Origin of the sequence: Streptomyces sp. NPDC048275 (genome assembly GCF_040652275.1) — a bacterium.
Taxonomy (GTDB): Bacteria; Actinomycetota; Actinomycetes; order Streptomycetales; family Streptomycetaceae; genus Streptomyces.
Window position 1 is genome coordinate 35,378 of sequence record NZ_JBEZLR010000057.1, and the last position, 19,817, is coordinate 55,194.

A 19,817-nucleotide genomic window follows, 5' to 3' on the forward strand; every position below is an offset into this window, starting at 1 on the left:
TCTGGTGGGGAGATTGCGCTTCTCGTAAAGCGCATATTCTATTCTCGCCGAGTGCGGCAGTCCAGACCGATGGCCGTCGGTTCTCGTGCCCGTCAGTTCTCGTAGACGACGGTGATGTGGGCGCTCACGGGTTCGCCCTGGCAGGTGAGGACCCAGCCCTCGGTGACCTCGTCGTCGTCGAGCGCGTTGTTCACGCGCATCTTGGCCTCCCCCTCGGTGACGTGCGCGATGCAGGTGCCGCAGTTGCCCGACTCGCAGGAGAAGGGCGGGAAGAGGCCGGCCCGACGCGCGCTCTCCAGGAGGGTCTCGCAGGGGTGTTGCGGGACCGTGCGCCGTTTGCCGGCGAGGACGATGCTGACCGTGCCGTCCTTCTCCGCGTTCGTGGTGCGACCTCCTGGGGCGCTTGCTTCGGTCGTGGGCGTGAAACGCTCGGCGAAGATCTGGGCGCCGTCGACGCCGTGGGCGAGCAGGGCACGCTCGACCAGGTCCATGAAGGGCGCGGGTCCACAGAGATAGAAATCCGCGTCCAGGTCGCCGCCGGTGAACTCGCGTACCTGCGCCTCGGCGACGAATCCCCCCTGGTCGTCCAGGTGGTGGCGGATCTCGAACCGGTCCGGGTGCCGCTCGGAGAGCTCGGCCAGCGCGGACCCGAAGATGATCGAGCCGGCGTCCCGGTCGGCCGACAGGACGCGCACCCGCCGACTCGTCGTCGCCAGCGCGGACTTGGTGAGCGACAGGATCGGTGTGACGCCGCTGCCGCCGCAGAACGCGACCAGTGGTGTGCCGCTCTCGCGCAGACAGAAGACCCCGGCGGGAGTCGTGGTTTCGATGACGTCGCCGGGTTCGAGATGGTCGTGCATCCAGTTCGACACCAGGCCGCCGGGGACGCGCTTCACCGTCGTCATCAACTCGGCGTCGGTGTCCGGGGAACTCGACATCGAGTAGCTGCGCAGGGTGCCGCAGGCCCTGACCGTCACGAACTGCCCGGCTCGGTAGGGGAACGGGGCGTCGAGCACGTATGTGCGCGTGTCGGCTGTCTCCTGGACGATCCGCTTGATCCGGACCGGGTGGAAGCCGTGGTCTCGTACCATGTATGGAATTTAGCTTCTCACTCTGCGAGAGTGCAATTCTCGGACTCGCGGTTTCGCGCTCTCGTGTCGAGGAGGGGTTCTCATCATGCGATCGATGCCCGCCGAGCTGATCAAGCGGTACGAGGCCGAGGGCTGGTGGACTCGGGAGACGATCGGGGATCTGCTGGCGTCCGGTCTGGTCGCCGCTCCCGACGTCGAGTTCCGCGTGCATTCGGACGTGCGGCCCTGGGAGGGGACCTTCGGGGACGTCGAGCGGGTCGCCCGGAGGCTCGCCGCCGGACTGCGGGCCCGAGGTGTCGGCCCCGGTGACGTCGTCGCGTTCCAGCTGCCCAACTGGATGGAGGCCGCGGCGGTGTTCTGGGCGTCGGCCTTCCTCGGTGCGGTCGTGGTGCCGATCGTCCACTTCTACGGCCGCAAGGAAGTCGGATACATCCTCGACGCGGTCGCGCCGCGCGTCTTCGTCACGGCCGCGCGCTTCGGCCGGATGGAACACCAGGCGGACCTGTGTGCCGAGGTGCCCGTGGTCGGCGTGGTGGGGCGGGACTTCGACGACCTGCTCGCCGACGACCCGCTGACCGGCGTCCTCGCGACGGACCCCGCGGGGCCCGCCCTGATCGCGTTCACCTCCGGCACCACGCGCGATCCCAAAGGTGTCGTGCACTCGCACCAGACGCTCGGCTTCGAGACACGCCAACTTGCCGGGCTCTACCCGCCCGACCGTGGCCGCCAACTCACCTCGGCTCCCGTCGGGCACTTCATCGGGATGGTGAACGCCTTCCTCATCCCCGTCCGCGACGGCTCCCCGGTGCACCTCGCCGACACCTGGGACCCCGGCCGGGCGCTGGAGTTGATGGGGCGTGACGGACTCACCGTAGGGGGCGGAGCGGCGTACTACATGACGAGCCTCCTCGACCATCCCGACTTCACACCCCGGCATCTGGCGCACATGAAGTACGCGGGCCTGGGCGGGGCGGCGGTCCCGGCCGCGGTCACCACCCGCCTGGCGGAGCTCGGCATCACGGTCTTCCGCTCGTACGGCAGCACGGAGCACCCCTCGATCACGGGCTCCCGGCACACCGCGCCCGAGCGCAAGCGGCTCCACACCGACGGGGACGTCCTGCCCGGAGCGGAGATCCGGCTGGCCGAGGACGGCGAAATCCTCAGCCGTGGGCCCGATCTGTGCCTCGGTTACACCGATCCGGCACTGACCGAGCGCGCCTTCGACGAGGAGGGCTGGTACCGCACCGGTGACATCGGCGTGATCGACGAGGACGGCTATCTCACCATCACCGACCGCAAGGCCGACATCATCATCCGCGGCGGCGAGAACATCGGCGCGCTGGAGGTCGAGGAGGCGCTGCTCGCCCTGTCGGCCGTCGCTGAGGCCGCTGTCGTGGCCGCTCCCGACGCGCGACTGGGTGAGCACGCGGCGGCGTTCGTCCGGCTGAAGCCCGGTCATCTCGCGCCCACGCTCGACGAGATGCGCGCCCACCTCGACCTGGTGGGGCTGGCCCGGCAGAAGTGGCCGGAGGAGCTGAGTGTCCTCGAAGAGTTCCCGCGGACGGCGAGCGGCAAGGTCCAGAAGCTCGTTCTCCGTCGGGACATTGCAGTACATGAAAGTTGAGAATAGGATTCTCGTAATCAGCGAAGGAGGATCTCATGCCGTCGCGCGTGTTGCCGTATCCACTGTTCGACGCGGACAACCACCTGTACGAGACCGAGGACGCACTCACCCGGTACCTGCCGGAGCGGTACGCGGGTGCCGTGCAGTACGTGCAGGTGAAGGGCCGTACGAAGATCGCGATTCGCGGGCAGATAAGCGATTACATCCCCAACCCCACGTTCGAGGTGGTCGCCCGGCCGGGGGCGTGGGAGGACTACTTCCGGGAGGGCAATCCCGAGGGCAAGTCGCACCGGGAGCTGTTCGGTGAACCGATGCGGTCGATTCCCGCGTTCCGTGAACCCGGGCCGCGGCTGGAACTCATGGACGACCTGGGGATCAACCAGACCCTGATGTTCCCGACTCTCGCCAGCCTGGTCGAGGAGCGGATGCGGGACGACCCGGAGCTGATCCATGCCGTCGTCCACTCGCTCAACCGGTGGCTGCACGAAACCTGGCAGTTCAACTACAAGGACCGGATCTTCACCACACCGGTCATCAGCCTGCCGATCCTGGACAAGGCCATCGCCGAACTGGAGTGGTGCCTGGAACGCGGAGCGCGGGCGATCCTGGTCCGGCCCGCCCCGGTCCCCGGGTACGGCGGCTCCCGCTCCTTCGCGCTGCCGGAGTTCGACCCGTTCTGGAAGCGGGTGGAAGAGGCGGGCGTGCTGGTGGCGATGCACTCCTCCGACAGTGGCTACTCCCGGTACGCCAGTGACTGGGAGGGCAAGAACCAGGAGATGACGCCGTTCCAGGCGCAGGTCTTCCGGATGATGAACGAGTGGCGGCCGGTCACCGACGCGGTGGCCTCCTGGGTCTGCCACGGCGCGCTGTTCCGGTTCCCGGAGCTCAAGGTCTCGGTCATCGAGAACGGCTCCTCCTGGCTGGTGCCCCTGCTCGACCAGTTGGCCGGCGTCTACAAGAAGCAGCCGCGGGGATTCCTCGGCGACCCGGTCGAAGAGGTCAGGAACAGGATCCACATCAGCCCGTTCTGGGAGGAGGACATGGCCGAGCTGTCCAAGATCGTGGGCGTCGAGCGGGTGCTGTTCGGCTCCGACTACCCGCACCCCGAGGGCCTGGCCGACCCGGTCACCTACATCGACGCGCTCAAGGGAATGAAGGACGCCGACCAGGCCAAGATCATGGGCGGCAATCTGGCCCGGTTGATCGGCGTATGAAGTGGGAGACAACGCCCTGACATGGGGGACCATCCCGCGGATGGTGCTCAGCGCGGCCGACCGCTTCGGTGACGCGGAAGCGGTCGTGGACGGTCGGCTCCGGCTCACCTTCACGGAGTTGACCGACCGCGTGCGGGTGGCCGCGGGAGCCTTCGCGTCGGCCGGGGTCGTCAAGGGCGACCGGGTGGCGATCTGGGCGCCCAACTCCGCCGAGTGGATCGTCGCGGCCTTCGGCCTGCTGACCGCCGGCGGAGTGCTGGTCCCGGTCAACACCCGGTTCAAGCCGGACGAGGCGGGCGACATCATCCGCAGGAGCGGAGCCAAGGCCGTCCTGGTCGAGAAGGGCTTCCTCGGCCTGGACTTCGACGCTCCGCCCGGCGTGCCGGTGATCGACCTCAAGTCGGACTTCCTCGCGAGCGGTTCACCGTACGAGGTGGAGGTGAGCGGTGACGACGTGTGCGACATCGCGTTCACCTCCGGAACGACCGGGCGGCCCAAGGGCGTGCTGATGACCCACGCCCAGACGCTGCGGCTGTACGCGGAGTGGTGCGACCTCGCGGGCCTGAGGGAGGGCGACCGCTATCTGATCGTCAACCCGTTCTTCCACATCTTCGGGTACAAGGCGGGCTGTATCGCGTCCCTGATCCGAGGCGCGACCATCCTCCCCGTGCCCGTCTTCGACGTGGACCGCGTCCTCGAACTGGTGGAGCGCGAGAGGGTGACGGTCCTGCCGGGCCCGCCCACGCTCTACCACTCGCTGCTGTCCGCACAGGGCGGGCGCGATCTGTCCACGCTGCGGGTGGCCGTCACCGGGGCCGCCGACATCCCGGTGGAACTCGTCCGCAGGATCGTGAGCGAACTCCCCTTCCAGTCGATCATGACGGGGTACGGCCTGACCGAGGCGGGGACGGCCACGGCGTCGCGGCCCGGCGACTCGTTCGAGGACATCGCCACGACCGTCGGCACCCCGTGCGACGGCGTCGAGATCCGCATCGCGGACGACGACGAGGTGCTGGTGCGCGGGTACAGCGTCATGCGCGGCTACCTCGACGACCCCGCCGCCACCGCCGAGGCGATCGACTGCGACGGCTGGCTGCACACCGGGGACCTCGGAACGCTCGACGACCGGGGGCATCTGCGGATCGTCGGCCGCAAGAAGGACATGTTCATCGTGGGCGGCTTCAACGCCTACCCGGCCGAGATCGAGGGCTTCCTGATGGAGCATCCGGCCGTCGCGCAGGCCGCCGTCATCGGCGTACCGGACGAGCGGCTCGGGCAGGTGGGCAAGGCCTTCGTCGTACGGCGAAGTCCCCTGTCGGAGGACGAGCTCATCGCCTGGAGCCGGCAGCGGATGGCCGGTTTCAAGGTGCCCCGGTACGTGGAGTTCCTCGACGAACTGCCGTTGAACGCCACCGGCAAGGTGATGAAGGACCAACTGCGATGACGCATCCAGAGAAGCCGCCGGAGAAGGACGACTTCTCCCGGACCGCCTCCGGCATCCCCCTCAAGCCGGTCTACGGACCGTCGGACCGGCGTGCCGAGCCGCCCGAACCGGGCCGCTTCCCCTTCACCCGCGGCAACTACGCCTCCGGCTACCGGGGGCGGCTGTGGACGCTGCGCCAGTACTCCGGCTTCGGTACCGCCGAGGAGTCCAACCGCCGCTACCGCTATCTGCTCGAACAGGGCGGCACCGGACTGTCCGTGGCGCTCGACCTGCCCACCCAGTGCGGCTACGACTCCGACGATCCCGAGGTGAGCGAGGAGGTCGGCCGGGTCGGCGTCGCCCTCGACACCCTCGCCGATGCCGAAGTGCTTTTCGAGGACATCCCTCTCGACCGGATCAGCACGAGCTTCACCATCAACGGGACGGCGGCGATCCTGCTGGCGTTCTACGTGGCCGCGGCCGAGCGCTCCGGAGTACCCCGGGCGAAGCTCACCGGGACGATCCAGAACGACATCCTCAAGGAGTACGCGTCCAGGGGCACCTGGATCTGGCCGCCCGAGCCGTCCCTGCGGCTGATCGCCGACACCATCGAGTTCTGCGCGGCCGAGGTGCCGCGGTTCAACGCGATCTCGGTGGCCGGCGCGCACTTCCGCGACGCCGGCGCCAACGCCGTCCAGGAGATGGCCTTCACGCTCGCCGACGGGGTCACGTACTGCGACACGGTGCTGGCCCGCGGACGGATGACGATCGACCGGTTCGCCCCGCAGATCTCCTTCTTCTTCTACACGCACGGCGATTTCTTCGAGGAGATCGCCAAGTATCGTGCCGGACGCCGCCGTTGGGCGACGATCGTCCGCGAGCGATACGGAGCGAGCACCGACAAGGCGTCGATGTTCCGCTTCGGCTGTGTAGCGGGCGGCGCCTCGCTCTACGCGCCGCAGGCGCAGAACAACACGGTCCGGGTGGCGTACGAGGCGATGGCCTCGGTGCTGGGGGGCGTGCAGTCGATGTTCACCGCCGCCTGGGACGAGCCGTTCGCGCTGCCCAGCGAGGAGTCGGCGACACTCGCCCTGCGCACCCAGCAGATCCTCGCCCATGAGACGGGCGTCGCCCGGGTCGCGGATCCGCTCGGCGGCTCGTACTTCGTGGAAGCCCTGACGGATGCCACCGAGGAACGCATCGCCCGGATCATGGCGGACCTGGAACATCACGGGGGGATGGTCCGGGCGATCGAGGACGGCTACCTCCAGGGTCTCATCGCCGACGAGGCCTACCGCCTCCACCAGGAGGTCGAGGCGGGCACCCGGCCGGTGGTCGGGGTCAACCGCTTCGCCACGCCCGAGCCGCCGCCCCGCCTGGAGACGTACGAGCTGGACGGGGAGGGCCGCGACCGGCAGCTGAAGCGGCTCGCCGACGTGAAGGCCACCCGCGACGCCGCGGCCGTCCAGGGCCGCCTCGCCGCGCTCGCCCACGCCGCCGAGGGCACCGACAACCTCATGCCCCTGCTCATCGACTGCGCCAAGGCCTACTGCACGGTCGGCGAGATGGTCGCCGCCCTGAAGGCGGTCTGGGGCGAGTTCCAGCAACCGGTGGTGTTCTGATGTCGACCCGTGTGCTCATCGCCAAACCCGGCCTGGACGGCCACGACCGCGGCGCCAAGATCGTCGCGCGGACACTGCGCGACGCAGGCTTCGAGGTGGTCTTCACCGGCATCCGCCAGCGCGTCGACACCATCGTGGCGACCGCGCTCCAGGAGGACGTCGCCGTGGTCGGTCTCAGCATCCTCTCCGGGGCGCATCTGGCCCTGACCGCCCGGGTCGTCGAAGGGCTGCGGGCCGCCGGGGCCGACGACATCGCCGTCGTCGTGGGCGGCACCATCCCCCTGTCGGACGTGCCCCGCATGAAGACGGCGGGCGCGGCGGCCGTCTTCCCGACCGGGACGCCCCTCGACGCCATCGTGGCGGAGGTGCGCGCTCTGACGGCGGTCGTCCCCGCCTCGCCCTGACGACCCGACCTGCCCCTGCCGGATGACGCGGGAGGCCGACAGCCCGAAACCTCGGAACATCGCAAACTGGGAGGCACTGTGCGGGTCGGTGTGATGATCGGTCCGGAGCGCGGGGACTCGACGCGCAAGGTCGCGCGGATGATCGACGATGTGACATGGGCGGAGCAGGCGGGCCTCGACACCGCATGGGTGCCGCAGATCCCCACGGACTTCGACGCGTTGACGGCCGTGGCCCTCATGGGTGCGCGGACCGAACGGATCGAGATCGCAACCGCGGTCGTACCGCTCCAGGCACAGCACCCGATCGCGCTCGCGCGCCAGGCGCTGTCCGCGCAGGCCGCCGCGAGCGGGCGGCTCGCGCTGGGCCTCGGGCCCTCGCACCACTGGATCATCCAGGACATGCTCGGGCTGCCCTACGAGCGGCCCGCCGCCTTCACCCGCGACTACCTGGACGTCCTGGACGCGGCGCTGCACGGACCGGGGCCCGTCGACGTCGAGAACGGCACCTTCACGGTCCACAACCCACTCGACCTCGGACCGGTGGCCCCGCTGCCCGTCCTGCTCGCCGCGCTCGGCCCGGTCATGCTGGCGCTCGCGGGGGAGCGGGCCGACGGAACGGTCCTGTGGATGGCCGACGAACGCGCGGTCGCCGACCATGTCGTCCCCCGTATCACCAAGGCGGCGGAGGGCGCGGGACGTCCGGCGCCGAGGATCGTCGCGGGCATCCCGGTCTGCCTGTGCAGGCCCTCCGAGGTCGACACGGCGCGCGAGCGTGCCAACCGGATCCTCGGAGAGGCCGAGATCTCGCCCAACTACCAGCGGCTGCTGGACCACGGCGACGCCCGCGACATCGGTGATCTGTGCGCGGCGGGTGACGAGAGGGCCATCGCGGCGCGGTTCCGGCGCTTCGCCGACGCGGGGGTCACCGACCTGTCGGTACGGCTGCTGCCGATCGGTGAGGGCCGTGAGGAACTGATCGCCTCCAAGCGCCGGACCCGCGAGGTGCTCGCCCAGATCGCGGCGGACTTCCGATGACCTCCGGCGGTACGGTCCCCGGCCCGCTGTCCGGCATCCGGGTCCTGGAGGTCGGCCATATGCTGGCGGGCCCGTACGCCACGATGATGCTGGCCGACCTGGGCGCCGAGGTCATCAAGATCGAGCCGCCGGGCGGGGACATCTCCCGGCAGGTGAGCGACGCGTACTTCGCCAGCCTCAACCGGGGCAAGCGCAGTGTCCGCCTCGATCTGACCACGGCGGACGGTCAGGCCCGGCTGGGTGAACTCGTCGGCGACGCACACGCGTTGCTGGTCAACCTCAAACCGTCGGCGATCCACCGGCTCGGGCTCACCTACGAGACTTTGAAGAAGTGGAACGAACGGATCGTCTGCGTCGCGCTCACCGGCTTCGGCCTCGACGCCGGTGACGATCCGGCCTTCGACTATGTCGTCCAGGCGGCCACGGGCGTGGCCGCGCTCACCGGCGCCCCGGACGGGCCCCCGACGCTGCCGGGCTACTCCTCGGCCGACAACTCCTCCGGCCTGACCGCAGCCCTCGGCCTGCTCGCGCAGATCGTCTCCGGGCGCGGCGGCCAAGTGGAGGTCTCGCTACGGGATGTGATGCTCTCTCAGCTCAACTACCGGGCGTCGGCCTATCTCAACGAGGGCGTGGAGCCGCGTCGCCTGCCGCTCGGCGCGCACTCCTACTACGTACCGGCGCAGCTCTTCCCCACGGCCGACGGTCACCTGGCCCTCTTCATCACCCACGACAGCTTCTGGAAGTCCTTCGCCACGGAGGCGGGCATCGAGGGCTTCCCGACGATGGCCGAACGCGCGGCGCGTCGCGAAGAGGTGCTCGACGTCGTGACCAAGTCCCTGGCCACCGACACCGCGACGGCCTGGGAGTCCCGCCTGCGCCCCCTGGGCGTACCGGCGGCGGCCGTACGGACGTTGCCGCAGGCGCTGGCGGCGACGCCGGACGCGATCGTGTCGGCCGGGGACTTCCGGCTGGTACGAAGTCCCGTGCGGGTGGCCGGGTACGAGCCCGAGTACGGGCCTCCGCCCCGCCTGGGCGAGCACGGTTCGTGGCGGTAGCGCCGTCCCGGGCGGGCTGAGTGAGCACGGCTCGTGGTGGTTGCGTGATGAGGTCCCGGGAGTTCGGCTCCCGGGGCCTCATCCGTTCGGGCTTCGGTCAGACCCGCATCGACTCCGACCTCTGGACGGTGCCGGTGACCCCGCCCGCGTCCTGGCCGGCCAGGAGCACGGCGGCCTGCTCCATCGCCTGAGGGGGTTCGATCATTTCCGGTGGGATCTCGCGTCCGCCGCCCCCGGCCTGCCAACCCTCGGTGACGACGACACGGGACGGGGCAAGGCAGTTGACCGCGATGTTGTCGGGCTTGAGCGTGGACGCGAGCCCCAGATACAGGCGTTCGACGCCCGTCTTGGAGACCCAGTAGGCGTTGGCGCCCTTGTCGGTCATGCCGACGCCGCTGGTCGTCACCGCAACCATGGAGCCGCCGCCGCGTGCCCTGATGTGCGGGATCACGGCCTTGGTGACCAGGAAGACCCCGGTGAGGTTGACGTCCAGGCACAGCTGCCAACGCTTCAGCGGTGTGGACTCGACCGGTCCGAGCCACATGACCCCCGCGTTGGCGATCAGGATGTCGATCCCGCCGAACTCCGTGACCGTCGCGGCCACGGCGGCCTCGACCGACGCCTCGGAGGTCACGTCACAGGGGACTGCGAACGCGCGGCCACCGGCTTGCGTGATCTGTTCGGCGACGGCATGGATCGTGCCGGGCATCCGGCCCTCCTGCTCGGAGCGCGCGGCGACCGCGACCGCGGCTCCGGCCTCCGCGAGCCCCCGCGCGATGTTCCGGCCGATGCCCCGGCTCGCCCCGGCGACGAACGCCACTTTTCCCTTGAGTTCGCCGCTCCCGGTCGGTCGGCCGGTCACTTCGGCGGGAAGCGGAGAGCGCCGTCGAGGCGGATGACCTCGCCGTTGAGATAGTCGTTCGCGCAGATGTGCTCCACGAGAGCGGCGTACTCCGAGGAACGGCCCATGCGCTTGGGGTGCGGGACCTTGGGCCCCCAGTAGGCCTCCAACTGGTCGCCCGCCGCACCGTAGGCCGGGGTCAGGAAGGTGCCCGGGGCGATCGTGACGACCCGGATGCCGAGCGGCGAGAGGTCGCGGGCGGCGACGAGGGTCATACCGACCACCCCGCCCTTGGCGGCGGCGTACGGGATCTGGCCGATCTGCCCCTCGTACGCCGCGATCGACGCGGTGTTGACGATGACGCCCCGGTCGCCGTCGACCGCCTCCTGCCGTGCGATGGCCGCGGCCGCCAGGCGCAACACGTTGAAGACGGCCGTGAGGTAGAAGTCGATGGTCTTCCGGAAGCCCGCGAGGTCCAGGGGTTCGCCGTCCTTGCCGACGAGCCGGCCGCCGCTGGCCGGACCGCCGTGCGCGTCCACCGAGATCCTGAGCGGTCCCGCCGCCTCGGCCTCGGCCATCGCGGCCTTGACGTCGTTCTCGTCGGTGGCGTCGGTGCGTACGTACCGGACGCCCAACTCCGCCTCCAGCGCCTTGCCCTTCTCGTCGGCGAGGTCGGCCACGACCACCTTCGCTCCCGCCGCATGCAGGCGACGGACGGTGGCCTCGCCCAGGCCCCCCGCCCCACCGACCACGACCGCGGAACTCCCACTGATCTGCATCAAGGTTATCCTCTCTTGCAAGCAGGGCTCTGTGTATACGAGAATAGCATTCTCATGAATATCACCATGATCCTTGAGATGGCGGCTTCGGCCGGCGATCGGGCGGTGATAACGGCGGGCGGCCGGTCGCTGACCGCCGCCGAACTGCTGCACCGCGCACAGGCAGCCGCCCACCGCTTCCGGCGCCATCAGGCCGTCGTGTACCTGGGCGCCAACCAACTCGCCTATCCTGTGGCCCTGTTCGGAGCCGCTCTGGCGGGCGTTCCCTTCGTCCCGGTCAACTACCGGCTCGGCGAGCAGCAGTTGAACGCCCTGCTGGCCCGCCATTCCGACGCCGCGGTCCTGCGCCCCGGCGACCTCGACGCCCTCCTCGACGAGCAGCCGGACGTGGAGCTCCTGGACCCGCCGCAGGACCAGGACTCCGTCGCCGTGCTGCTCTACACCAGCGGCACGACGGCCGAGCCCAAGGCGGCTGTGCTCCGCCACCGTCATCTGCTCGCCTATGTGCTGAACACCCAGGAGTTCGCGTCGGCCGAGGAGGGCGACGCGTCGCTGGTCGCGGTGCCGCCGTACCACGTCGCGGGGCTGATGAACCTGCTGACGAACCTCTACTCTGGGCGCCGGATCGTGTATCTGGAGGCGTTCGACCCGGGGAAGTGGCTGGAGACCGTACGGCAGGAGCGGATCAGCCACGCGCTCGTCGTTCCCACGATGCTCGCCCGGATCGTCGCCGAGGTCCCCGGCGACGATGCAGGGGTACCACTGCTGCGCAGCCTCGCGTACGGCGGCGCGCGGACCCCGGGGCCCGTGGTGGAACGGGCGTTGCGCATCTTCCCGCAGACCGGCTTCGTCAACGCCTACGGTCTGACCGAGACCGCCTCCTCCCTCGCGGTCCTCGGCCCGGACGACCACCGGCAGGCGTCCGTGTCCAACGACCCGGCGGTACGCGACCGTCTCGGCTCGGTGGGCCGCGCGCTGCCAAGGATCGAGATCCAGATCCGCACGGACGACGACGAGCCCGTCCGGCCGGGGGAGAGCGGACTCGTCTTCGTCCGGGGTGAGCAGATCTCCGGCGAGTACGGCGGCCGCAGCGCCCTGGACGCGGAGGGCTGGTTCGCCACCCGGGACCGGGGACGGCTCGACGCCGAGGGCTATCTCTTCATCGAGGGGCGCGCCGACGACACCATCATCCGGGGCGGTGAGAACATCGCCCCGGCCGAGATCGAGGACGTACTCCTCGCCCATCCCGGCGTCGTCGAGGCGGCCGTCGTCGGGCTGCCCGACCCCGAGTGGGGGCAGCGGATCGTCGCCATCGTCGTCGGCGCGGGCGACCCGGCCGAGATCCGGCAGTGGGTCAAGGACCGGCTCCGCTCGTCCAAGACGCCGGACGCCGTCGTGTTCCGTGCCGAACTGCCCAAGACCGAGACCGGAAAACTGCTGCGCCGCACCCTCCTGGCCGAGTTGGAGACCACCCATGCCTGAAGCAGTCCTCGTGTCCGCCCTGCGCACCCCCATCGGCACCGCCGTCAAGGGGACCCTGCGCGACACGAACGCGTTCGACCTGGCCCACCACATCGTGACCGCCGCGGCCGACGGTCTCGACCCGGCCCTGATCGACGACGTGATCCTCGGTGAGGGGCTCTACGGCGGCGGCGTCCTGGCCCGGCACGCCGCGGTCACCGCGGGGCTCACCTCGGTGGCGGGGCTGGCGAACAACCGGCACTGCGCCGCGGGCATGGCCGCCGTCCAGAGTGCCGCCGCGAGTGTGAGGGCGGGCATGGACGAACTGGTCATCGCGGGCGGTGTCAACTCGGCCTCCACCTCACCGAAGGCGCTCTTTCGCGTCAACGGGGAGTGGGATCCTTGGATGTCGCCCACGCACCCCGACCGACCGGACGCCCCCAACAAGGACATGTCGATCACCGTGGGTTGGAACACGGCCGTCGCGGCGGGCCTGACCCGCGCCGAACTGGACGCCTGGGCGCTGCGCTCGCACCGCAACGCCGTGGCGGCCATCGACGAGGGCCGTTTCAAGGAGGAGATCGTCCCGATCGAGACTCCCCACGGTCTCTTCTCCGTCGACGAGCACCCGCGCCGGGACACGAGTGCGGAGAAGCTGGCCAAGCTGAAGCCGCTGCACCCCGAGATCGAGGGGTTCAGCATCACGGCGGGCAACGCCGGTGGCGCCAACGACGCCGCGGCCGCCCTGGTCGTCGCCAGTGACGCGACGGCGGCCAGGCAGGGACTGACGGTCCTGGGCACCGTACGGTCCTGGGCGTCCGTCGGCGTCGACCCCGCCGAGATGGGCCTGGCACCGGTGAAGGCGATCCCCAAGGCCCTCGCGCGGGCCGGCCTCACGACAGCCGACGTCGACCTGTTCGAGATCAACGAGGCGTTCGCCTCGGTGCCCGTCGCCGCCGTGCGGCTGCTCGAACTGGACCCGGACACGGTGAACTTCAGCGGCAGCGGCTGCTCCCTCGGCCACCCCGTCGCCGCCACCGGGGCACGCATGCTGGTCACACTCGTCCACGAACTGCGCCGTCGCGGCGGCGGCATCGCAGTGGCCGCCCTGTGCGCGGGCGGCGGCATGGGCTCGGCCACGGTCATCGAGGTCCCGGCTTCGTGACCGACGTCCGGCCGTCCCTGGCCGGTCGGGGCGGCTCGCCGGGCTCATCGCACCGCGCGGGCCGGGGCAACGGTGGGCGAAGGGGCCGTGCGCAGGGACGCCGACCGGCCGCCGCACGCCTCCAGGATGGTCAGGAGCCCCTCGGCGCCCGAGGCGCGCTCGACTGCTACGTGGCGCTCGATTTCCGAAAGCGCACCAGCGCCTCCTGGGCGTACGAGGCGACGAGGGTGCCGTCCTCGGCCAGGATGTCGCCCCTGCCGAAGCAGCGGCCGTGCGCCAGCAGCGGGCTGTGCTGGCGCAGCAGCAGCCAGCCGTCGGAGGGGAAGGGCCGGTGGAACCACACGGTGTGCGAGGTGACGGCGGACGTGAACGCCGAGCCCGCGTCCAGCTGGGAGATTCCTTCCAGACGGCGCAGACCCGTGCCGATGAGGCTGAGATCGGTCGCGTACGCGGTCAGCGCGGGGGTCAGTTCCGGGGCGACCGACGCGATGCGCATCCACAGGTCGTACTCGGGTGGCTCCGCCTTCGGGGTGTCCAGGTCGGTGATCGAGCGGGTCTCCCAGGGAATCAGTTCGAGTTCGGCGCGGTGCTCCGGGCCGGGGACGGACGGGACGTCGAACGCCGTCTGGTGGTCGGGGCCGTCCTCGACCGTGTGCAGGGACACCGAGGCCGTGGCCAGGACGCCGGGCGTCTGCCGGGCGATGATCGTCGACGTCGCGAAGGTGCCGCCTTCGTGATGACGCGTCACCTCGTAGCGGACGGGTTCCTCCGACCGGCCCGCACGCGGGAACTGCACATGCAGGGACCTGACGGCCTTCTCCGGGTGACTGAGGGCGGCCGCCCGGACGAACTGGGCCAGCAGCTGCCCACCGAACAGCCGGTGGTAGGTGAGCTGTTGGTTGCTTCCTTCGAAGGCCGTGGTGGGTTCAGTGACCGATGGATCGGCGCGCAGCTCCAGGCAGGCGAGGAGGTCGTTCCAGAGATCGGTCACAGAGTCTCCCGGTGCGGGTGAGAGGGGTGGGCGTCACAGCTGAACGAGTCGCGGAGCCGAGCGGCCCGACCGTACGAGCGCCCCGGCCTCCCGGGTCAACTCCCTTGCGCTGCCCAGCAGTCCGTCCAGGACCAGAGCGCGTCGGACGTGCCGGTGCAGGTCGTGTTCGGCGGTGAAACCGATCCCGCCGAGGACCTGCTGGCAGTGCCGGGCGGCCGTCAGCGCCGCCTGTCCGGCCGCCGCCTTGGCCAGCAGGCAGCCGAGGTCGTCCGCGGCTGCCACGAGGGTCGCCTCGGCGCCGTCGAGCGCGACGAGGGTGTCGGCGAGCCGGTGCCGTACGGCCTGGAACGTGGCCAGCGGGCGGCCGAACTGGTTCCGGTCGAGCACGTGCGAGCGGGCGAGCGTGAGCATCGCCCGGCCGGTGCCCAGCAGCCACCAGCCGAGCGCACGGCGCCCCGCGGCCAGGGGGACCGGGTCCCCGGCCGCGACGGTGCGCAGCGGCAGTTCGCCGTCCAGTGCTGTGCTCGCCGCGTCGGTGCGCTCCCACACGATCCAGGACCCGCCCGCGTACGGCAGCGGCAGCGTGCCCCCGACGGGGCGCCCCGCCGCGGCGAGCAGTACATCGTTGAGCAGTGGTGCGTGGGCGCCGGTCTCGCCCAGGAGACGGAAAGCGAGGGGGACCGCGATGTCCGGCACCTCCGTGAGCAGGTCGGTCCAGCCGAGGTCGGCCAGGGACGCGTCGAGGGCGCTGCCCGATGCCGCCGTCATCGTCTTGCGCAGTGTCTCGGTGAGCAGGTCGCGCTCGGCGGCGTCCATGGTGTCAGTCCCTTCCCAGGTCCAGCAGCCGGCGGGCGATGATGTTCCGCTGGATCTCGGCGGTTCCGCCGTAGATGGTCGCCGCCCGCGAGTACAGGTACTCCTCCCGCCACGGCGACTCGGTCAGCTCCAGCACGCCGGGCAGCAAGTCCCGTGCCGTGTCGAAGAGTTGCTGCTCGGCCGTGGCCAGCAGCACCTTGTCGACCGAGGTCTCCGGGCCGAGCCGGGCCCCCTCGGCCAGCCGCCGCTGAGTCGCGTGGGAGCGGCAGCGCACGGTGTGCAGCGCCAGATAGGCGGCGCCGAGGGCGGCGTCGTCCGGTTCCTCCGTCTCGGCCAGCAGCCGGTCGAGGCGTGTGTAGAGATGGGCGATGCGGTGCCAGAAGCAGGTGGAACGCTCGTACGGGAGCAGGTCCATCGCGAGCCGCCAGCCGTCGCCGGGGCGGCCGAGCATCCGGTCGCCGGGGACGACCACGTCGTCCAGGAACACCTCGGCGAACTCGTCCACGCCGTGCATGGTGCGCAGCGGGCGGACCGTGATGCCGGGGGTGTCCATGTCGACGAAGAAGGCGGTGATCCCGTCATGGCCGGGCGCGGTGCGGGTGAGCAGGACGCAGCGGGCCGCGTACTGCGCGAGGCTCGTCCAGACCTTCTGGCCGCTGACCACCCAGTCGTCGCCCCGGCAGACGGCCCGGGTGGTCAGCGACGCGAGGTCGCTGCCGGAGCCGGGCTCGGAGAACCCCTGGCACCACTGTTCGCGGCCGCCGAGCAGCAGCGGGACCATCTCCGCGGCCAGCGCCGGGCGGGCGTACGAGATCACCGTCGGGGCCAGGACCTCGACCATGGAGTAGATGCCGGGCTCCGCGAGGCCACGCGTGGCGACCTCCTCGCCGAGCACCGCCCGGTGTACGGCCGGACCGCCGAGCCCCCTCACCTCGGCGGGCCAGCCGTACCGCATCCAGTCCGCCGCGTAGAGGGCGTGCCGGACCCGGGCCAGTTGGGCGACCTGGCCGTCGAGGGAGTGGTCGGGGCCGGGGGTGAGATCGTTCTCGTCGAGCCAGGTGCGCAGGCCCGACCGGAACGCTGTGACGTTCACGCGCCGGGGCGTTCGTACGCGTGCGGGCGGCCCGAGTCGTGCGCTCCGCTGCGGCGGATGAACGTCATCGCCCGGGTCCGCAGCCGCCACCCCTCGGCGGTCCGCACGTAGGTGTCGTTGTAGTAGCCGATGCGCAGGTCGTGGGTGGCGTGGTCGATGAAGCAGAGCGGCTGGGTGCCGGTCGCGGTGTTCCCGTCCTCGGCCGGGTCGATCACCGCCGTGCCGACCAGGAACAGACCCTTGGGTGCGGCGGCGACCAGCGCCGGGAACTCGTCGAGGGGGTAGGTGTCCCTGAACGCGCTGTAGGTGCCGTCGGGGGTGAAGACCGCGAGAACCCCGTCGATGTCGCCCCGGGTCATGTGCACCGCGTAGCGGCCCAGCAATTGCTGAATCTCCATCAGGTCATCAGTGGACAAGGACTCTTCCGCCCTTCCTCCCGAACCGCACGAGTCTGGTTCACCACCAACGAGAATTACATTCTCGCTCACGGGTGGCAGGTTTCCATGTGTGTGTCATGGCGTCAACGGTCGCGGCGGAGCTTCGCGAAGTCCCAGCTGACCACCTTCTCCGCGACGAGCCGGAGCCAGCCGTGCTTCCCGTCGTACCGGAACGCGCCGCCGCCCATGTACTTGTCCGCGAAGAGCTGTTCGGGGCCGAGGAGCTCGTCCAGGGGCTCGCCCTTGCGCGGTACCTCGCCGATGGCCTCGACGCTTCCTTGCAGTTCGACGCCGCGCAGCGCCATGAAGTCCGTGCCGCCCTCGTCGACGATCACGCTGAGCCGCGGATCGCGGTCGAGGTCGCTCCAGCGCCTGCTGCGCACCAGCGAGTTGAGCCACAGCGCGGACCCGTCCCACACGAACCACAAGGCGCTGACGTGGGGATGGCCGCTCCGTCCGACGGTCGCGACCCGGCACAGCGGTTGGGTGCGCAGAAAGGTGTCCCGTTCGACGGCGTTCATGGCGATCGCGTTTCCCCGGCGTTGTCCGCTCATCGTCTCTCCCACCTTTGTGTGAATGGTTGATTCTCCCTTATGGAGAAGCTAGTTTCCACCACTAGAGAGGGCGCCGAGGGAGGAGACCCCCGCCATGGAGCAGTTCCTCACCTTCGGGATCGTCGGCCTGAGCACGGCCGCGATCTATGCCGTCATCGGCAGCGGTCTCGTGCTCACCTACACGACGACCGGGGTGTTCAACTTCGCGCACGGTGCGGCGGGCATGCTGTCGGCCTTCACCTACTGGCAGTTCACCGGCGGCTGGGGCTGGCCGGCCCCGGTGGCCCTGGCGGTGGTCCTGCTCGTCCTCGCACCCGCCTTCGGCCTGTTCGTCGAGAAGGTCATCCTGCGGCCGGTCCAGGCGCTGGGCGAGGCCGAACGGCTGGTCATGACGGTGGCGCTGCTGAGCGGCCTCATCGCCACCGCCCGGTGGATCTGGGACCCCAACGTCCCCAGGCCGCTGCCGACGTTCTTCGCGGACCGGACCCCCTTGCACATCGGGTCCGCGGTGGTCACCTGGCACCAAGCCCTCACGATGACCGTCGCCGTCCTGGTCGCGGTGGTCCTGCGGATCCTGCTGTACCGGACCCGGCCCGGCGCCGAGATGCGGGCGACCGTCGACGACCGGTCCCTGGTCGGGCTCACCGGCGCCCATCCCGTACGGGCCAACAAGATCGCCTGGATCCTCGGCACCCAACTGGCCGCGCTCGGCGGCATCCTCATCGCGCCGACCGTCACCCTCGACGCCGCCCAGCTCTCCCTGCTGATCGTGAGCGCCTACACCGCGGCCATCTTCGGCCGGCTGCGGAGCGTGCCGCTGACCTTCGTCGGCGCGATCGTGGTCGGCTGCATGGAGAGCTACCTGACCGGATATCTGCCGCAGAACGACTACCTGCCCGGCCTGAGGCTGGCCGCTCCCGCACTGCTGCTGTTCGTCGCCCTGCTGGTGTTCCCGCACCGGCGGCTGCGCGGCCGGGACCGCAAGCTGCGCTCGGTTCCCGTGCCCACGGCACGCGGTACGGCCGCATTCGCCGCGTCGGTCGTCGCGTTCGGCGTGGTCCTGGCATCGGTGCTCGGCGAGGGCGACCTCATCACGTACGGAGCCATCTTCTCGCTCGGCGTGGTGGCCCTGTCGTACGTACCGCTGGCCGGATACGCCGGTCAGATCTCCCTCTGCCAGCTGAGCATGGCCGGGATCGGTGCGGTCGTGTGGGGGCACCTCGGCGCGCACGGGGAGCTATGGGCCCTCGGCGCGGCGATCGCGGTCTCGGCGATCGCCGGCGCGCTCGTCGCACTCCCCGCACTGCGCCTCTCCGGGGTGTATCTCGCCCTCGGGACCGCCGCCTTCGCGGTCGTCCTCGACCGGTGGATCTTCACCCTGCCGTCGTTCCACCTGTTCGGGCTGCGGATCGCGCTGTTCGACCAGGGCTCGGTGGACGTGGCCGGACCCCGGCTCTTCGGCCTCCGACTGGACGACGGGGCGAGGCTGATGGTGTTCGCGGCCGTCTGCCTGGCCCTGGCCTCGCTGGTCGTGGCGGCGGTGCGGCGCGGCAGGTTCGGGCGACGGCTGATCGCGCTGCGCGACAGCGAGACCGCCTACGCGACGCTCGGCGGCAGCCTGCTGACGGCCAAGGTGGCTGTGTTCGCGCTGTCCTCGGGGATCGCGGGGCTCGGCGGAGCGCTGTACGGAATGCAGCAACGGTCCATCACGGCCGACCAGTTCAACCTGGTGGCGGGGCTGCCGATCTTCCTGGTCGCGGTGGTCGGCGGCCTCGGCACGGTCGGCAACGGTCTGTTCGCCGGTACGGCGTTCATCGGTCCGACGAACGCGTTGATCGCCGTGGCGCCCTGGTCGCAGAACCTGGTGGCCCTGCTGCCCGGCCTGGCCGGGATCGGACTCGGCCACAACCCCGACGGCATCGTGGCCCGGTTCCGCCGCCAGTGGGAGCCGCTCGGCCGGGACCGGATCGCGCTGCCCGCACTGCTCTGCGTACTGACGCTGCTGTGGATCCTGCGGCTCAGCGACCTCATCGACAACTGGACGTTCCTGGCCTGTTCACTGGCCGCCGCGATCGCACTGCGGATCTGGTCGACGGCCCGGCAGACCGCTCCGGCCGAACCGGAGATCCCGGTCGAGTGGTGGGGGCTACGGCGCTCCTGGCGCCCGGAGGACAGGGAGGTGCTCGCCCGTGGCCTCGCTGCGGATTGACGG

The 19,817-nt window shown here is 70.5% G+C and carries 18 protein-coding genes; 10 read left to right on the plus strand and 8 right to left on the minus strand.

The window, feature by feature from the left end; genetic code table 11:
- Positions 1-92 precede the first annotated feature (92 nt).
- Positions 93-1,091 (minus strand): ferredoxin--NADP reductase, encoded by a 999-nt coding sequence (locus AB0D57_RS28940; protein WP_362079194.1) that lies wholly within the window; start codon positions 1,089-1,091, stop codon positions 93-95.
- 85 nt (positions 1,092-1,176) lie between these two features.
- Between AB0D57_RS28940 and AB0D57_RS28945 the strand changes: the two genes are divergently transcribed.
- The 7 genes from AB0D57_RS28945 to AB0D57_RS28975 all read left to right on the plus strand — a co-directional run bounded on the left by AB0D57_RS28945 (position 1,177) and on the right by AB0D57_RS28975 (position 9,468).
- A complete protein-coding gene (locus tag AB0D57_RS28945; RefSeq protein ID WP_362079197.1) occupies positions 1,177-2,715 on the plus strand; it encodes an AMP-binding protein in 1,539 nt (512 codons plus the stop codon).
- Positions 2,716-2,750: 35 nt separating this feature from the next.
- Positions 2,751-3,929: an amidohydrolase family protein gene (locus tag AB0D57_RS28950; protein ID WP_362079200.1), complete on the plus strand. Its 1,179-nt coding sequence runs from the start codon at positions 2,751-2,753 to the stop codon at positions 3,927-3,929.
- A 40-nt stretch (positions 3,930-3,969) separates the two neighbouring features.
- On the plus strand, positions 3,970-5,373 hold the full coding sequence (locus tag AB0D57_RS28955; RefSeq protein ID WP_362079202.1) for a FadD3 family acyl-CoA ligase: 1,404 nt from the start codon (positions 3,970-3,972) through the stop codon (positions 5,371-5,373).
- Positions 5,370-6,974: a methylmalonyl-CoA mutase family protein gene (locus tag AB0D57_RS28960; protein WP_362079205.1), complete on the plus strand. Its 1,605-nt coding sequence runs from the start codon at positions 5,370-5,372 to the stop codon at positions 6,972-6,974. Before AB0D57_RS28955 ends, AB0D57_RS28960 begins: the two co-directional genes overlap by 4 nt.
- Positions 6,974-7,378 carry a cobalamin B12-binding domain-containing protein gene (locus tag AB0D57_RS28965; RefSeq protein ID WP_362079208.1) on the plus strand — a complete coding sequence of 135 codons (405 nt, stop codon included), beginning with the start codon at positions 6,974-6,976 and terminating at the stop codon, positions 7,376-7,378. The genes AB0D57_RS28960 and AB0D57_RS28965 overlap by 1 nt, the downstream gene beginning before the upstream one ends.
- A 78-nt stretch (positions 7,379-7,456) precedes the next feature.
- Positions 7,457-8,413 (plus strand): TIGR03564 family F420-dependent LLM class oxidoreductase, encoded by a 957-nt coding sequence (locus AB0D57_RS28970; RefSeq protein WP_362079212.1) that lies wholly within the window; start codon positions 7,457-7,459, stop codon positions 8,411-8,413.
- Positions 8,410-9,468 carry a CoA transferase gene (locus tag AB0D57_RS28975; RefSeq protein ID WP_362079215.1) on the plus strand — a complete coding sequence of 353 codons (1,059 nt, stop codon included), beginning with the start codon at positions 8,410-8,412 and terminating at the stop codon, positions 9,466-9,468. Before AB0D57_RS28970 ends, AB0D57_RS28975 begins: the two co-directional genes overlap by 4 nt.
- Before the next feature lie 97 nt (positions 9,469-9,565).
- Here the strand turns inward: AB0D57_RS28975 and AB0D57_RS28980 are convergent, their stop codons facing one another.
- Together AB0D57_RS28980 and AB0D57_RS28985 are read right to left on the minus strand one after the other, a co-directional pair.
- On the minus strand, positions 9,566-10,288 hold the full coding sequence (locus AB0D57_RS28980; RefSeq protein WP_362079218.1) for an SDR family NAD(P)-dependent oxidoreductase: 723 nt from the start codon (positions 10,286-10,288) through the stop codon (positions 9,566-9,568).
- A gap of 38 nt (positions 10,289-10,326) precedes the next feature.
- Positions 10,327-11,088, minus strand: a complete 762-nt coding sequence (locus tag AB0D57_RS28985; RefSeq protein WP_362079221.1) for an SDR family NAD(P)-dependent oxidoreductase — start codon at positions 11,086-11,088, stop codon at positions 10,327-10,329.
- 54 nt (positions 11,089-11,142) lie between these two features.
- Between AB0D57_RS28985 and AB0D57_RS28990 the strand changes: the two genes are divergently transcribed.
- Both AB0D57_RS28990 and AB0D57_RS28995 read left to right on the plus strand, forming a co-directional pair.
- On the plus strand, positions 11,143-12,570 hold the full coding sequence (locus tag AB0D57_RS28990; RefSeq protein WP_362079224.1) for an AMP-binding protein: 1,428 nt from the start codon (positions 11,143-11,145) through the stop codon (positions 12,568-12,570).
- A complete protein-coding gene (locus AB0D57_RS28995) occupies positions 12,563-13,714 on the plus strand; it encodes a thiolase family protein (RefSeq protein ID WP_362079227.1) in 1,152 nt (383 codons plus the stop codon). The genes AB0D57_RS28990 and AB0D57_RS28995 overlap by 8 nt, the downstream gene beginning before the upstream one ends.
- A gap of 166 nt (positions 13,715-13,880) precedes the next feature.
- On the opposite strand, the gene AB0D57_RS29000 is transcribed toward AB0D57_RS28995, so the two are convergent.
- The 5 genes from AB0D57_RS29000 to AB0D57_RS29020 all read right to left on the minus strand — a co-directional run bounded on the left by AB0D57_RS29000 (position 13,881) and on the right by AB0D57_RS29020 (position 17,605).
- A complete protein-coding gene (locus tag AB0D57_RS29000) occupies positions 13,881-14,705 on the minus strand; it encodes an acyl-CoA thioesterase domain-containing protein (protein WP_362079230.1) in 825 nt (274 codons plus the stop codon).
- A 33-nt stretch (positions 14,706-14,738) separates the two neighbouring features.
- On the minus strand, positions 14,739-15,521 hold the full coding sequence (locus AB0D57_RS29005) for an acyl-CoA dehydrogenase family protein (protein ID WP_362079233.1): 783 nt from the start codon (positions 15,519-15,521) through the stop codon (positions 14,739-14,741).
- 4 nt (positions 15,522-15,525) lie between these two features.
- Positions 15,526-16,614 carry an acyl-CoA dehydrogenase family protein gene (locus tag AB0D57_RS29010; RefSeq protein ID WP_362079236.1) on the minus strand — a complete coding sequence of 363 codons (1,089 nt, stop codon included), beginning with the start codon at positions 16,612-16,614 and terminating at the stop codon, positions 15,526-15,528.
- The gene (locus AB0D57_RS29015; protein ID WP_362079239.1) at positions 16,611-17,030 is read right to left on the minus strand and encodes a nuclear transport factor 2 family protein; all 420 of its coding nucleotides are present in this window, start codon (positions 17,028-17,030) and stop codon (positions 16,611-16,613) included. The genes AB0D57_RS29010 and AB0D57_RS29015 overlap by 4 nt, the downstream gene beginning before the upstream one ends.
- A gap of 104 nt (positions 17,031-17,134) precedes the next feature.
- Positions 17,135-17,605 (minus strand): pyridoxamine 5'-phosphate oxidase family protein, encoded by a 471-nt coding sequence (locus tag AB0D57_RS29020; protein WP_362079242.1) that lies wholly within the window; start codon positions 17,603-17,605, stop codon positions 17,135-17,137.
- A 94-nt stretch (positions 17,606-17,699) separates the two neighbouring features.
- Here AB0D57_RS29020 and AB0D57_RS29025 point away from each other — a divergent pair, with 94 nt between their 5' ends.
- The gene (locus AB0D57_RS29025; protein ID WP_362079245.1) at positions 17,700-19,814 is read left to right on the plus strand and encodes an ABC transporter permease; all 2,115 of its coding nucleotides are present in this window, start codon (positions 17,700-17,702) and stop codon (positions 19,812-19,814) included.
- Positions 19,815-19,817 lie beyond the last annotated feature (3 nt).